General features: G+C 65.8%; 14 protein-coding genes and 1 pseudogene. 9 read left to right on the plus strand and 6 right to left on the minus strand.

Annotation, left to right across the window (positions count from 1 at the left end; translation table 11 throughout):
- Positions 1–108 precede the first annotated feature (108 nt).
- The 3 genes and pseudogenes from AU194_RS19910 (at position 109) to AU194_RS19920 (ending at position 2,063) form a co-directional block, all read left to right on the plus strand.
- Positions 109–798 carry a hypothetical protein gene (locus AU194_RS19910; RefSeq protein WP_157576283.1) on the plus strand — a complete coding sequence of 230 codons (690 nt, stop codon included), beginning with the start codon at positions 109–111 and terminating at the stop codon, positions 796–798.
- A 28-nt stretch (positions 799–826) separates the two neighbouring features.
- Positions 827–1,276, plus strand: a pseudogene (locus AU194_RS32885) (hypothetical protein); the annotation flags it as partial.
- Complete coding sequence (locus AU194_RS19920; RefSeq protein WP_197417689.1) at positions 1,191–2,063, plus strand: hypothetical protein; 873 nt, start codon at positions 1,191–1,193, stop codon at positions 2,061–2,063. The pseudogene AU194_RS32885 and the gene AU194_RS19920, both read left to right, overlap by 86 nt.
- A 61-nt stretch (positions 2,064–2,124) precedes the next feature.
- On the opposite strand, the gene AU194_RS19925 is transcribed toward AU194_RS19920, so the two are convergent.
- The gene (locus tag AU194_RS19925) at positions 2,125–2,691 is read right to left on the minus strand and encodes a TetR/AcrR family transcriptional regulator (RefSeq protein ID WP_197417680.1); all 567 of its coding nucleotides are present in this window, start codon (positions 2,689–2,691) and stop codon (positions 2,125–2,127) included.
- A 10-nt stretch (positions 2,692–2,701) separates the two neighbouring features.
- On the opposite strand from AU194_RS19925, the gene AU194_RS19930 reads away from it, so the two are divergent.
- Together AU194_RS19930 and AU194_RS19935 are read left to right on the plus strand one after the other, a co-directional pair.
- On the plus strand, positions 2,702–4,048 hold the full coding sequence (locus AU194_RS19930; RefSeq protein ID WP_231743492.1) for an acyl-CoA dehydrogenase family protein: 1,347 nt from the start codon (positions 2,702–2,704) through the stop codon (positions 4,046–4,048).
- Positions 4,049–4,063: 15 nt separating this feature from the next.
- A complete protein-coding gene (locus AU194_RS19935; protein WP_231743493.1) occupies positions 4,064–5,071 on the plus strand; it encodes an acyl-CoA dehydrogenase family protein in 1,008 nt (335 codons plus the stop codon).
- Positions 5,072–5,198: 127 nt separating this feature from the next.
- Here the strand turns inward: AU194_RS19935 and AU194_RS19940 are convergent, their stop codons facing one another.
- The 5 genes from AU194_RS19940 to AU194_RS19960 all read right to left on the minus strand — a co-directional run bounded on the left by AU194_RS19940 (position 5,199) and on the right by AU194_RS19960 (position 10,041).
- On the minus strand, positions 5,199–5,972 hold the full coding sequence (locus AU194_RS19940) for an enoyl-CoA hydratase-related protein (RefSeq protein ID WP_059090992.1): 774 nt from the start codon (positions 5,970–5,972) through the stop codon (positions 5,199–5,201).
- Entirely contained in the window at positions 5,969–6,583 is a 615-nt protein-coding gene (locus tag AU194_RS19945; protein ID WP_059090993.1) for a hypothetical protein, read from the minus strand. The genes AU194_RS19940 and AU194_RS19945 overlap by 4 nt, the downstream gene beginning before the upstream one ends.
- A gap of 4 nt (positions 6,584–6,587) precedes the next feature.
- Positions 6,588–7,574: an acyl-CoA dehydrogenase family protein gene (locus AU194_RS19950; protein ID WP_059090994.1), complete on the minus strand. Its 987-nt coding sequence runs from the start codon at positions 7,572–7,574 to the stop codon at positions 6,588–6,590.
- Positions 7,575–7,638: 64 nt separating this feature from the next.
- The gene (locus AU194_RS19955; RefSeq protein WP_059090995.1) at positions 7,639–8,394 is read right to left on the minus strand and encodes a FadR/GntR family transcriptional regulator; all 756 of its coding nucleotides are present in this window, start codon (positions 8,392–8,394) and stop codon (positions 7,639–7,641) included.
- Positions 8,395–8,427: 33 nt separating this feature from the next.
- Positions 8,428–10,041 (minus strand): pyruvate, phosphate dikinase, encoded by a 1,614-nt coding sequence (locus tag AU194_RS19960; RefSeq protein ID WP_255374843.1) that lies wholly within the window; start codon positions 10,039–10,041, stop codon positions 8,428–8,430.
- Between the two features lie 138 nt (positions 10,042–10,179).
- Between AU194_RS19960 and AU194_RS19965 the strand changes: the two genes are divergently transcribed.
- The 4 genes from AU194_RS19965 to AU194_RS19980 all read left to right on the plus strand — a co-directional run bounded on the left by AU194_RS19965 (position 10,180) and on the right by AU194_RS19980 (position 14,586).
- Positions 10,180–11,331 carry an acyl-CoA dehydrogenase family protein gene (locus AU194_RS19965; protein ID WP_059090996.1) on the plus strand — a complete coding sequence of 384 codons (1,152 nt, stop codon included), beginning with the start codon at positions 10,180–10,182 and terminating at the stop codon, positions 11,329–11,331.
- Positions 11,332–11,334: 3 nt separating this feature from the next.
- A complete protein-coding gene (locus tag AU194_RS19970; RefSeq protein WP_231743494.1) occupies positions 11,335–12,192 on the plus strand; it encodes an amidohydrolase family protein in 858 nt (285 codons plus the stop codon).
- On the plus strand, positions 12,185–12,871 hold the full coding sequence (locus AU194_RS19975) for a nitroreductase family protein (RefSeq protein ID WP_369804173.1): 687 nt from the start codon (positions 12,185–12,187) through the stop codon (positions 12,869–12,871). The genes AU194_RS19970 and AU194_RS19975 overlap by 8 nt, the downstream gene beginning before the upstream one ends.
- Before the next feature lie 119 nt (positions 12,872–12,990).
- A complete protein-coding gene (locus AU194_RS19980; RefSeq protein ID WP_082698729.1) occupies positions 12,991–14,586 on the plus strand; it encodes an acyl-CoA carboxylase subunit beta in 1,596 nt (531 codons plus the stop codon).
- Positions 14,587–14,595: the final 9 nt, after the last annotated feature.

Genomic DNA, 14,595 nt, shown 5'->3' on the forward strand with positions numbered 1-14,595 from the left:
CGAGTGGCTGCACCGACGTGGATTCCTTCGGAACCACGCCACTCCTCGAACCAGCCTGTTCCCGGCCACGCACCCGACCTCGACCGGAGGTAGTACGCCATGAGTCTCGTGCTCGACAACGCACTCCGAGAATCGGGAGATGACTCTTTCGAATTGCCGCAGCGGACCCGATTCAACGGTCCGGTGGCGTCACACCGACTGCGCCGCTCGCTGGCGCTGTATGTCACCGTTGCCGTACTCGGCGGTCTGCCAGCGATTCTCGGATCGGCGCTGCCCTGGCAGGCACTCGGGCTGGGCGTCGTGCTGCCGGGCGGCGGGTTCTTGGTGTTGCGATGGTGGGCGGTGCTCGGCATCGCCCTGACGACCGTCCTTTTCGCCGTGGCCTTCCTGCTGTGGTTCGCCACCGGAAACGTACCTGCACCTGTTTTCATATGGCTGGGAGCGGCCTTCGTCGCGGCGGGCATCGCGGTCGGGCACCCGCAACCGGCGTCGCCATACGGCCCGCTTCTCGCCGCCTTGGCGATCGTCGCCGTGATCGCGGCGCTGATGGTCCTGCGCAGGTTCAGCGCTGTACGTCGCGCCCGCCGCGTGCGCGCCGAGCGTGCCGCCTACCTTCCCGCTGAGCTCCAGGCACTCGATCGTCGGCTCGAGCCGGAGGTGACGGGGCCTCGCGAGCTCGATGACACCCAGATCGGCCATCTGCGCTGGCTGCTCGCACTCGGCCTGCGGCCGGTCGACAGCTTTGACGGTTTCGACGTCATCGAGCAGTTCCATCCAGCCGTCGGCATTGCGCTATAAGATCAGCCACGTTTAGTACGCGCTCGCGCAGGTGCAACGCCGCTACACGCCCAACTTCCACGGCTACCTCTCCGAGGCGCAGGAGAGACTGATCGAGCAACTGACCGTACCCAAGGTGTGGAAGTACTGGCGGCTGGAACGACTTTGGGGTCGTTTGAGCACCTACTACGATCCGGCGGGCTTCGAGAACATCATGCTGACCGGTTGGTCGGGGATCTGCCTGAGCACCTTCCACGCGAACACGGGTAGCGACCGGTTCGTCACCCCAGGATCACTCACGCTCACCCTCGGCAACCCGAAGAAGACCTACCGTCACGACACTCATTCGTTCAACGACTCTCTGATGTGGAACTTCGGCCGTTCGCCGCAAACGGCGTTCGCGTGCGAGCCCGATTGGACGTACTCGGACATGCAACTTCTATGGCGTCAACAGTGTCGCGTCCCACGACGCCGCGTTCGGTACCGAGCACCTCAGTGAGCTGAGTCAACCGTTCCTGCGCGGGTTGCGTGAAGAACTCATGAGTCCTGCCGGGGACATCATCCCGTTCCGCTCCGACTACACGGGTGTCTCCATACCGTTCGGCGGCGAGTTGGTGTACTTCCGAGCCGCGGGGTGGATCGCACCGGTCTACCCGCAACTGGCCCAAACGCTCTGGGCCATCGCCTGTTACGAGATCCTCAAGATCCACTCCGGGGGCGTCGAGGAGTATCTTGCGAAGCCGTTCCCCCTGGATGCCGGTAACTACCGGAGCACAGGGCTGTTCGCGCGTGCGATCATCCTGCTGGCTGCCCGTGAATTCGGCGACACGCAGATCGCCGATGCCGCCGAGCGGGCCATGCTGGCGCACAACGACGCGGTCGAAATTTACGGTATGCGCCGCTTTACGAAGGGATCGACCTACGCCAATGCGCTTGCAGCACAAGCACTTCTCACCCGACGCGGGGACTGGAAACGACTCATCACAAGCCCGCCGGCCGAGAGCGCGCTCAATGGCCCGCTGCTCAAGCATGTCCGGCTCGATCAAGCCACGGTCGCACAGGCGATCAGCTCGGGAAGCGACCTCCGGCTCGTCCTGCATGGGACACCCGAGCTCACGCCCACAGATGACGTTGCACTAGAAGTGACTCGACTCCAGCCGAATACGCGATACACCGTTGACATCGACGGTCGGCAGGCGGACCTGGTGGCCGACGGATCCGGCGCTGCACGTCTGACTGTTCGTGTCGTGGGCCGTGCGGAGATAGTCATCACTCCGTCCCGGTGATCAGCCGCATCGCCCGCGTTGCATCGCCCGCGTTGCACCGCGGGCGATGCGCTCGACGTCTTCACCTCAGGAGATAGTCGACCAGTCCGGTGGCGTAGAAGTCGGCTGCGGCCGCTAGGACGCCTCGCTTCGACGGCGGTGTGGCCATCACGTGGTTCATTACTCCGCCGGCGAGGCAGTCCAGTAGCAGATTGACCGGGGTGTCGGCCGAAGTTTCGCCCCGTGAGATTCCGCGGCGGACGATCCGCCGCGCGGCATCTAACTGGGAGCGCCGTAGCGACTCATATTGCGCCGACAGCACCGGCGTTGCCGGCGCCTCGTGGGCAAGGCGTTGTGCGGCTCGGCCGGCGTCACCGAGGTAGAGACCGAGCAGCTGGCGTGCCAACGCGATCAGATCTCCACGCAACGAGCCGGTGTCGACGTCGGCCAGATGCCCCATGTGCACCTCGAGCGCGGCAGTCAACAGCCTCTCCTTGTCCGGCCATCGCCGGTAGATCGACGCCTTTCCCACCCCGGCCCGCCGAGCGACCGCGTCGATCGTGAACCCCGACCAACCGTCTTCCCCGAAGATCGAGACGGCTGCGCTCAATGCGCGCTGATCGACGTCAGGGTCGCGGGGTCGACCCATGGCTGTCACGTTGACCGGACTCGGCATCAACACCTCTTGCGGACGAATTTCGTTCAGTATATCTTCGGCTCGAAATACGGTACTAGATTCGTCCGTAACGCGGATCCCCCCGTTTCAGACACCGCGAATCGAGGAGCAGATGACCACTGCCGACCCATCCATGTCGATTCGCGAGCAGGCGCACGCGTGGATATGTGAGCACTGGCGCGGCACCGATGACCGCAAGTGGCGTACGGCGTTGGTCGAGGCCGGTTGGGCGGTGCCCACATGGAGCACCGACAGCGGCTATGGGCGTGGACTCTCCCGCGCGGACGCCCAGGCGGTCGCTGACGAGTTCGCCACTGCGGGCGCCCCCGGCGCCGCGCTGGACCTACGCTCGTTCCGCGCGTTCCCTTGGTTGCACCTACTCGGTGACCCGCTCAAGGCGTTCGGGTCTCAAGCAATGAGAGACGAGCTGCTTCCCAAGCTCCTGAGCGAAGAATGGGCGGTCGGCTGCCTGCTCTACAGCGAACCGGGTGCGGGCTCCGACCTGGCCGGCCTGCAGACGCGCGCCGACGCCGACGGTGATGAGTACGTGGTCAACGGGCAGAAGAGCTGGACCACCCTGGGCCATGAGGCCCACTTCGCCTTGCTGATCGCCCGCACCGACTGGGATGTCGTCAAGCACGCCGGGTTGAGTTTCTTCGTCATCGACATGGACTCCCCGGGCATCGAGGTACGCCCGATGAAACAGATTACGGGTGATACGGAATTCAACGAGGTCTTCCTGACCGACGTACGCGTGCCGGCGTCCCGGATGCTGGGTAACCCGGGTGACGGGTGGAAGGTCATCCAAACCGCGCTGGCGGCCGAACGCGCCGGAATGGGCGGCGAGGCGTTGGCGTCCTCGGGCGACGCAACACTGACCGATGCGGCAACCGATCTCATCGAGGCGGCGCGGGCGGCCGGACGCGACAACGATCCCATTGTCCGCCAGGAAATAGCGAAGATCCTTTCGTGGCGACTGAGCAACACCTGGACCGGGCAAAGAGCCCTGTTCGAGGCGTATCGCGGGTCGTTCGCGCTGGCAAACACCGGGAAACTCGCCATGTCACGGATCCTGCACAGTGCCGGTGACCTCCAGTACCGACTGCAGGGCCGGCAGTCACTGGTGTACGACTACGACCACCCACAGGACTACCCCGTCGACCACGGGCTGATGTTCGCGTTCATCAATTCAATCGGCGGCGGATCGGATCAGATCCAGCGCAACATCATCAGCGAGCGAGTTCTCGGTTTACCCAGAGGATTCGAGCCCGACAAGGGTGTCCCGTTCCGCGACGTCCGCAAGGGCGGCACCGCCCAGGGCACGCATTGACATCAGGAGAGCATCATGATCAAGGACTTCACCGAAGAACAGCGCGAACTACGCGCCACCGTCCGCCGCTTTCTCGATGAGCACTCGGCCGAAACCGACGTCCGCGCGCAGATGGACACCGAGCGCGGCTACGACCCGAAGGTGTGGGACAGGCTGGCGAACCAACTCGGCGTACACGCGCTGGCCATCCCCGAGCAGTACGGCGGTCAGGGCTTCAGCTGGGTCGAACTCGGCGTCGTCATCGAGGAGATGGGCCGCGCTCTGCTGTGTGCCCCGATTTTCTCGACTGTCGTCCTCGCCGCGACAGCGATCCTGGAATCCGGCGACGAGGAAGCCAAGCAGCGCCTGCTGCCGGGCATCGCCGACGGCTCGACAATTGCCACCCTCGCACTGCCGGATGAAGGAACCTGCGTCGAGGCCACGCTCGACGGAGACGCGTGGACGTTGACCGGCAAGGCCGACCTCGTGCTCGATGGACATGTCGCCGACCTATTCGTGGTGCCCGCCACGACGACCGACGGCGTGCGACTGTTCACCGTCGACCGGTCCGCCACCGGGATGACCGCCACCGCAGTGCCGACTTTGGACCAGACTCGCAAGCTCGCCGACATCTGCTTCGACAGCAGCTCGGCGACGCCGCTCGGCGGCGCTCCGGCCGAAGAAGTGGTGGCCCGAACGCTCGACCACGCGGTCATCGGCCTTGCGCTCGAGCAGGTAGGCGGAGCTCACGCGGCACTGGAGATCTCGGTTGAATACCTCAAGACCCGCGTGCAATTCGGCCAACCCATCGGTTGCTTCCAGGCGCTCAAGCATATGGCCGCCGACATCTTCGTCGAGGTCGAAACCGCCCGATCCGCCGCCTATTACGCGCTTTTCGCGCTAGCTGAAGGGACTGACGAAGTCCCCGCTGCCGCGGCGCTGGCCGCCGCATATTGCAGCGATGCGTTCGTCTCCACCGCACACCAGATGATCCAATTCCACGGCGGCATGGGTTTCACCTGGGAGCTGCCCGCGCACCTGTAGTTCAAGCGCGCCCGCTCGAGTCAACTCCTGCTCGGTGAGCCGCAGCAGCACCGCGAGCGGTTGGCTCAGCTGATCGGACTCTGACCGCAACGGTGCGCGGTAGCGTGGGCGCGTTCTCGGCCCGCTGCTACCGCGACCCGCTTGCCACCGCCCAGCTCGGTTGACGCTTCTCAGCGAATGCGGCGAGCCCCTCGCGACCCTCCTCAGAGGCGAAATAGCCGGCCGAGACGCGTTCGAGATCGCTGAGCTCTGCTTCCAGCGCGGCGATTGCCGCGTCGGTGCGGCTGAGGCGTTTAGTGGCCGCCAGGGCATTCGGCGCGGCCAGGTCGAACGCATCGGTGATCTGCTGCACCGCGCCGTCGAGCTCATCCGGTTCCGCCACGACATCCACCAGACCCGCTTGCTGTGCCCACTGTGCCGACACGGGCGTGGCCGTGAGGTAGAGCCGGTGCAGTGCCGCCGGCGACATCCGCGGCCGCATGACCGCCGAGATGACCGCGGGCACGACGCCGATGCGCACCTCGGTGCACGCGAAAGTGATTGCGCTGCTAGCGATCACAACATCGCATGCGGCGACGAGACCCAGGCCACCTGCCCGCGCGACCCCGCCAAGGGCCGCGACAACCGGCTTCGGCGACCGCCAGATCTCGACGACTATCTGCGAGACAGTCGGAGTTCCGTCAGCCGGCGCGGCGCGGTTCTCCTTGAGATCGGCACCGGCGCAGAACACGGAACCGGTGTGACCGAGGACGATGCTCCGGACACGCGGATCAGCAGCGGCCTCGCGCAGCCCCTCGTAGAGCTCGGTGCGCAGCTGCCTCGAGAGCGCGTTCCGATTGGCCGGCGAATCAAGGAGCAATCGCGCGACGCCACCGGAGCGTTCTACCCGCACGACGCTCATGCGCCGCGTCCCGCCTCGGCTTCCTCGGCGCGCGTCAGACCAGCGAGTCCGATGAGGTCTTCGTGCAGTTCGAACCACACCGTGTGATAGCTGTCGACAATAGGTTTGGAGACGAAGCCGTGATCGCCTGCGGCGACCGCATCGGCGGCTTTGACCAGACGAATCTTGTAGTGGCTCAGCCGTGGCGCGGCCTCGGCAATACGATCGAGCAAGGGGAGAACCTTCTCGTGCAGCGCTTGTAGCCGCTGCAGCACGCTGTCGTCGTATTCGGCATCGGCATGGTCGTTCGGCTCATCGGGCCCGCGGGTCTGCCAATCCGTGATGATCGTCTTCAGGTCAGCGTTGTAGTCGGTGAAAGCGCCGTAGATCTCCTTCACCGTGGCGGAGTCCGCTTGATCGCGTTCGGCGGCAACGAGTTCGGTACACCGCTCACGTCCGCTCGTGGTGATCCGGTAGCCCATCGGGGTGGGTTTGAGGAGCTCACGCTGAGCGAAGTCGTCGAGCTGGGCCGTCACCTCCGATGGGTCGGCGCCCAGGCTGCCTGCCACGGCGTCGGGCGAAACCCGTCCCTTGATCGCCACGAGGCGAAGGATGGTCAACTCGTCGGTCATGCGTTCATTCCTCCGTATTCAGTCCGGCCGACTCGGCGATGACTGCGCGATGCGTTCCTGGCGCACCGAGCAAGGTGGCGTTGCTGCGCGCGCGCCGCAGATACCAATGCGCCGAGTGTTCCCACGTGAATCCGATGCCACCGTGAATATGTATGCACGATTCCGCCGCTGTCACCGCGGCGCGGGTGGAAACCACGAACGCCAGTTCAGCATCGACGAGCGTGCCGGTGTGAACCGCCTGCTTCAGCACCGCATCGGCGAGTTCGGTATCGAGAAGGACGTCGGCGCAACGATGCTTGATCGCCTGGAAGGAGCCGATCGGTGCGCCGAACTGGCTGCGAGTCTTGGCGTACTCGACCGTCATCTCCAGGCACGCCCGCGCCACTCCCAATTGTTCAGCGCCGACGGCCAGCAGCGCGCGACGATGAGCCGTGGCGAGCAGCTGGTGCGTCGCTTCCGGGTCGGCCAACTGTCGTGCCGCGGCATCGAGTCTCACCTCGATCAACCCCCTACCGGGGTCGAATTCGTCGGCGGCGTCGAACGCGATGTCCTCGACCTCGAACAGCGCGACCCCGGCGCCGGTGGCCGCCGGCGCGATCACCCGCGACGGAGACGGCGAAGCGGCCACCGCCCAGGCGGTACCGCGCACGTGCCAGCCACCGTCCTCGGTGGAGGTCGCCGAGACGTCGTTGGATGCAGTCGCCCACGAGCCGTCGCGCCCCGCGATCACCACGGCCAGGTTCGGCTCGACCACAACGCCGCTCAGCGTGGCGCCCAGTACCGCTGACTCCAGAAATGACGACTTCGCCGCTCGACGTCCGATCTCCTCGGCGACCAACACCATTTCGAGCTCACCCATACCGAGGCCGCCGCGATCATCGTCGACCAGTAATCCCGAGAGGTCGAGTTGATCAACAATGTCCCCGCCGTTGGCGGCGGTGAGGGCCTCGCGGGTGGTCGCCCTCAGATCGTCCAACAGCTCTGCGTTCATGTCCCTCTCCTCCAGCCTGACTGGAGAAAAGTATAACCAGGTTATCTCAAACGTCGATAGGCGGTCAGCCGATGAGATCGAGCAGTTCTCGCTGCCCCTGATTCTTCAGCATCTTCTCCGTGGTCTCTTCGAGATGGCGCCTCCAGAGCAGTTCGGCGTCAGCCGCTTTGCCGTCTTCGACGAGACGCACCAGCTTCCGGTGCACTCGGTGAGCGAGTTCGCTGTCAGAGCGCTTCTGCAGCTCATCGCCGGCGTGCTGCCAGACGGCCTGAGTATGAGCCGTCGTGATCTCCGACATGATGTTGGCGAACAATGCAAGCGTATTGCTGCCCGAGAGTTCGACGACCAGAGTGTGGAAGTCGGCGTGCACCTTGCCCCACCGGCGTGAGTCATTGATGGTGTTCGATTCGAGTTCCAACGCTTCGCGTAACCGTTGGATCGTTGTCTGCGTGGCATTCTCAGCGAGTAGCCGCACCGCGGGCGGTTCGATGATGGCGCGGGCGCGGAAGACGTCGAACACAGTGGTGTGCCCGTACTGCAGCAGTCCACCGGCCTGGCGCGCCACCGGCTCAGGTCGCGGAGCGTTGACGCGGGCGCCGCCTTTGCTTCCGCGTCGAATCGTCAGCAGCGACTCGGACTGCAGGATGCGGATGGCCTCACGCAACACCGGTCGTGACACGCCATATTGGGCGAGGAGTTGCGCTTCGTTGGGCAGGAAGTCCCCGTCGTGAAACTCGCCGAGTATGATTTTGCGGCGGATGTTGTCGGCGACCAGCTGACCCGCCGTCGGGTGTGAAATCGCATCGCTATCCGGATACACCCGATGATTGTCGCATCTAAAGAGGAATCCTGGTTAGCCTAATGACCCATCGGCGTTTCTCACCCTGTCCAGGAACGTCCGTAACACCGGGAGGGGGTGCTCCGCGGCAACGATATCACCGGGCGCGACGGTCATCGTTGACGGATCGCGATGATCCACCGTCCGCCGACCGCGTGCCTCGTCGGTGCCGGTCTTGTACACCTGCACCGAGCATCGTTCGCGCGCCCACCCCAACAGGACAGCCAGGTTCGGATCGCCGTCCTCCGACGGACGGGTCAGTGGCAGCAGGCCAGCGTAGATTTTGCCGCTGGAGCCGTCGACGGTGACCTCCGTTCCGCTCAGGTCCTGCAACGAGCCCTTGCCGCAGCCCACCACGCACGGTGTGTGCAGTTCTCGGCTCACGACCGCCGCGTGCGAGGTCGACCCGCCCTGTTCCGTGATGACGGCACGAGCGGCGATCATGCCACCGACATCGTCGGGACTCGTGGTCTCCCGTGCCAGAACCACGTCCTCGCCGTCGTCGAAGGCATCCTCGGCGGAGTCGCTGTCGGTCACCACCCGCCCGGCCCCCACACCGGGACAGGCCGGCAACCCACTGGCGACGACGGTGGCCTCGGCCAGCGCGGACGGCTCGATCACCGGTGTGAGCAACGTGTCGAGTTGCGCGGGCGTGACGCGGTCGAGCGCCTCGGCGGCGTCGATCAAACCCTCGCGCTGCAGCGCAACCGCGATGGCGACCGCGGCCTGAGCGGACCGTTTCGCCGTGCGCGTCTGCAACAGGTAGAGCTTGCCGGCCTCGACCGTGAACTCGATGTCCTGAACGTCGGACCCGTCGCGCTCCAGCCATTTGGCCGCATCGAGCAACTGGCTGTGGATGTCGGGATGCTGCTCGGCGAGCGCCGTCAGCGGCAGTGGGTCGAACTTCCCACTCACGACGTCCTCTCCCTGCCCGCGTGGCAGCCACTCACCGTAGGGAACGTTATCTCCGGTGAGCGGGTTGCGGCTGAAGAGCACCCCGGTTCCGGACTGCTCGTCGAGATTGCCGAAGACCATCGCCTGGATCGTCACGGACGTCCCCGGCATCTTGCCCTCGAGATGATGGTGGCGCCGGTAGGACACCGCTCGGGCCGAATTCCACGAGGCGAAGACGGCGACGACCGCGGCGCGCAGCTGCTGCAGCGGATCCGACGGGACGTCGCCACCGGCCGGGTCGACCACCTGACAGAACAGTTCACGGAATCGGCGGTGGGTGTCCGCGGCAAAGGCGGGACCGCACTTCTGGGCGAGGATCTGCTCGACATCATCGTTGATGCCCAGGTTCAGCACCGTATCCATCATCCCCGGCATACTCGCCGGCGCGCCACTGCGCACGGAGACCAGGAGCGGAACAGGGCCGCGCCCGAAAGTGTGGCCAGACTCCGACTCGAGCCAGGCCAGCCCGTCGAGGATCTGCGGCCAGGCGCGGGCCATCAGGTCGTCGGCGTCCTCGAAATACTGCTTGCACGCATTGACGGTGACATTGAAGGCCGGCGGGGTAGGCAGGCCGGCGGCGCGGATCTTCGACAGGCCGTGCGCCTTGCCGCCCACCGTCATGCGGGGGTAGATCCGACTACCGTCGAGGCGGACGACGAGCTGCCCCTCCTCGATTCCATCCGCGACCAGGGCAGCCGCCGAAGCGGACGACGGAGAGCTCACTATGACTCCTCTGTGCAACGTGATATCACTAACATATAACCAGGTTAGTAATTAGTGTGCCAAGTGCGCGCCCGACTGTGGAGGAGTGTGATGGATACACAGCCACCCTCGATCGAAACCTTCGTCGAGGAGGCGAAGACCTTCCTCGACGCGCACGCCGAACACCGTCCCGACGGCTTTCCCGACGCGATGTTCGCCCAGTTCCGCTACATCGCCGACCCGGAAGCGTGGCGTCAGGACTGCGTCGCTTGGCAGAAGAAGCTCTACGACCACGGATTCGCCGGCCTGACGTGGCCGACCGACGTGGGAGGGCGGAACCTTCCGTCCGAGTACGCGCTCGCATGGGCGGACCTGGAATCGGAGTACGACGTCCCACGCGGCTACTTCGGCGTCACCCTGGAGATGGTGGGTCCCACCCTGCTGGCCGTGGGCACCGCCGAACAGCGGCGGCACTGCAACGCCATCCTGCGCGGCGAGGAGCTGTGGTGTCAGCTGTTCAGCGAACCGGGTGCGGGCAGCGACCTCGCCGGCGTCGCGACCAAGGCCGTGCGCACCGAGTCCGGCTGGCGCGTCAACGGCCAGAAGGTGTGGACCTCCGAGGCCCGCCACGCCCAGTACGGATACCTGCTTGCCAGGACGGATCCGTCGCAGGCGCGCCACCGCGGGCTCACGGCGTTCGTCGTCGACATGTCGGCTCCCGGCGTCGACGTGCGGCCGTTGCAGCAGATGACCGGTGGGGCCTCATTCTCCGAGGTGTTCTTCGATGACGTCGACCTGCCTGAGGAAGCTGTCCTCGGCGAGGTCGGCGGTGGTTGGGCCGTCGCGATGACCACCCTGGGCTTTGAGCGGTTCTCCAGTTTCGGACGGTCCCTGGGACGGCTCGTGCGTCAAGCCGCAGACCTCGGCTGGGGCGATGTCGCCGCGCGGGAGAAGTTCGTCGACGCCGTCATCGACCAACGGGCACTGGCTGCATTTGAGGCCGGGATGCACCGGCGGCTCGTCGCCGGTCAGCCCCCCGGACCGGAGGCCGCCTTGGCGAAACTTGCCACCGGCGCGGTGGTGTCGAAGCTCGCCGACGCCGTCTCCAGCCGGCTCGGCAACGCGCTGTCCAGGTCCAACGCGGGTCTGGACGATTGGCGGCTGGTCGTGCTGTCGGCGCCCGCCTTCCACATCGCAGGCGGCACCGACGAGATCGTCAAGACGATGGTTGCCGAGCGCGTGCTCGGCTTACCGAGGGGATGAGCGGTGGCAATCGAGTCGCAATCGGTGACCATCATCGACGCGTGGGTGCAACCGTGGCTGCCTGACACGGTGGCCAAGATGCCTGAGCGCAACTTCACACTGGCGGACCGCATGGAGCACGGCGCTCGACTGCGGTCAGGGATGCCGCTGGAGACCTTGATCGACGAGATGGACGCCAACGGTATCGACACGGCCCTGTGTTCGGCGGGACCGCTGATCCCCAACGAGGATGTCGTCGACGCGGTACAGCGCTACCCCGATCGCCTGATCGGGATAGCCACGGCGAATCCGTGGTCGGTCGACGGTGTCATGCCCGCGGTGCACACCCTGCGCCGGCTGGTCCATGAACACGGCTTCAAGGGGCTCAAACTCGAGCCGTTCATACTTGACAAGCTGCCCACCGAACCCCAGTGGTATCCGCTCTATGCGGCGTGCGTCGAACTCGACGTCACCCTTCAAGTCCAGGTCGGCGGCACGGGCCCGTCGACCTATACCTCAGAGACCGGCCGACCTGGACACATCGACCGCATCGCCATTGACTTCCCAGAACTGCGCATCGTCGCCGGCCACATCGGGTGGCCGTGGACCGACGAGATGATCGCGGTCGCCGCGAAACATCCGAACGTGTACATCGACACCAGCGCTCACCTGCCCAAGTACTACCCGCCGGCCTTCACCCACTTCCTGCGCACCTACGGCCGACGCAAGTGCATCTGGGCCAGCGACTGGCCGATTTTGACGTTCGAGGCCGCGATGGCAGGACTCGAGGAACTCGAGCTCAAGACGGAGGTGCGACAGATGTTCATGCACGACAACGCCGTCGCGGCGTTCGCGCTGAAGCCGGATACCGGTAATGGTTGATACCGATTCCGCCGCGGTTGCGCCGAGCACCGATGTGGCCCTGCAGGGTCTCACCATGTCCCTGCAGGAGGCGATCGAGACTCAACGGGCCATCCGGCGCCTGCACCCCGATCCCGTGGACGATGCGCTACTGCAACGATTGTTGGAGCTCGCCGTAAAGGCACCCAATGGCGGCAACGAACAAAAAGCCGCCTTCGTCGTGGTGACGGACGCGGCGGTGCGGGCTCAACTGGCCCGGTTGAACCGCACTGGTTTTCCGCTCATGTCGTTGTACTACCGCCGGCGGAATCGCAGCGACACGGCATGGGCGCGCACCTGGAAGGCGATCGAGTGGCAGCGCGACCACTTCGCTGACATACCCGTCGTGATCGTCGTGTGCTGGTCGGGGCGAATCTGGCGGCGGCCGGTGATGCTCAACTCGGCACCCTACGCATCGGTGTACCCGGCGACCCAGAATCTGCTTTTGGCGGCGCGCGCCGTCGGCCTGGGCGCAGGCTTCATCTCCCTTCCGCTGTGGCGAGTGCGCAAGCTGCGCCGCATCCTGGGCATGCCCCGCAGCGTCACACCGGTCGGTGTCATCCCACTCGGATGGCCACGTGGTAAGTACGGGCCCAGCACGCGCCGACCGATCGGCGAAATCGCGCACATCGACCGCTGGGGCAACCGGCCATGGCAATAAAGGCCGTCCCCGGCGCCTACGCACCCACCGCGGCGTGGACCTTGACGCCCGCGCCCTGTCACGCCGCTTGCCTCACGCCCAGAACTTTTATATAACCAGGTTAGAGATTTGGAGGATCTGTGCCCGTACTCCCCAGCGAGGTGATCACCGGTAGCGAGCCCTATCAACGGGCCCGCACCAGGATGAGCGCATTGCTCGCCGAGATCGAGCAGCAGCACGGAATGGTCATCGGCGGGGGATCCGCCGCCTCGGTGCAACGCCACCGCGACCGCGGCAAGCTCCCGGTGCGAGAACGCCTGGCGCTGCTGGCCGACCGGCACGGATTCATCCTCGAGCTCTCCCCCCTTGCAGGCTGGGGCACCACCGATCCGCTGGGCGGAGGCATCCTCACCGCGATCGCCGAGATCAACGGACGTGCCGTCGTGGTCATCGGCAACGACCCGACCGTCCGCGGTGGCTCACTGTCCCCGACGTCGATCACGAAGACGCTTCGCGCGATGGACATCGCGGAGTCCAACCGTCTCCCGGTCGTCACCCTGGTCGAGTCCGGCGGCGCCGACCTCGACAAGCAGGCCGACATATTCGTTCCCGGCGGCGAGCAGTTCCGTCGGCTCACCGAACTGTCCGCCGCAGGCATCCCCACCGTGTCGCTCGTATTCGGCTCCTCCACGGCGGGCGGTGCGTACCTCCCGGGCATGAGTGACTACACCATCTTCGTCAAGGACCGCGGCTACGCCTTCCTCGGCGGGCCGCCGCTGGTGAAGATGGCCATCGACGAGGACGTCACCGAGCAGGAACTCGGCGGCGCCGACATGCACGCGCGGGTCTCCGGGCTCGCCGATTACCTGGCCGCCGACGAGGCCGACGCCATCCGGCAGGCCCGTTCGGTGATCTCCCGGTTCGGGTTCCCGGACCCTGTGCCGGGGGGACCGGCACCCGTCCACGACCCCGACGAGCTGCTCGGCATCGTGCCCGAGGACCCGAAGACCCCCTTCGACATCCGCGAGGTGATCGCCCGCATCGTCGACGGGTCGTCATTCGACGAGTTCAAACCGTTGTACGGGCCGAACCTGGTAGCGGGTTGGGCCGAGTTGAACGGCATGCCGATCGGCGTGCTGGCCAACAACGGCATTCTGTTCTCTCCGGAATCGCAGAAGGGCGCGCAGTTCATCGAACTGTGCAACCAGCTCGGCACCCCGATCCTGTTCGTGCAGAACATCACCGGCTTCATGGTGGGCTCGGCGGCCGAGAAGGGCGGCATCATCAAGGACGGCGCCAAACTCATCAACGCCGTCGCCAACTCCCGCGTCCCGCACGTCACCCTCATGGTCGGTGTCAGCTACGGGGCCGGGAACTATGCGATGGCGGGCCGTGCGTACCGGCCGCGCCTCGTCCTGACGTGGCCGACCCACCGCATCGCGGTGATGGGCGGCCGGCAGCTCGCCGGCGTCATGTCCATCGTGCGGAAGCGCTCGGCGGAGTCCCGCGGTCGCGACTTCGACGAGGCGGCCGACCAAGCCCAGCGGGCCGAGGACGAAGCCCGCATCGAGTCCGAATCCACCGCGCTCTACGCGACCGGTCGCGTTTGGGACGACGGCATCATCGATCCCCGGCACAGCCGCGCCGCACTCACCGTCGCTTTTGCGATGTCCCGCGTCTCCACCGACCGAGCCCGGACCCGGCCGCCGAGCGGTTTCGGCGTCTTCCGCTTCTAGTGAGGAATC

The sequence above is a fragment of the Mycobacterium sp. GA-2829 genome (assembly GCF_001499965.1).
Lineage (GTDB): Bacteria > Actinomycetota > Actinomycetes > Mycobacteriales > Mycobacteriaceae > Mycobacterium.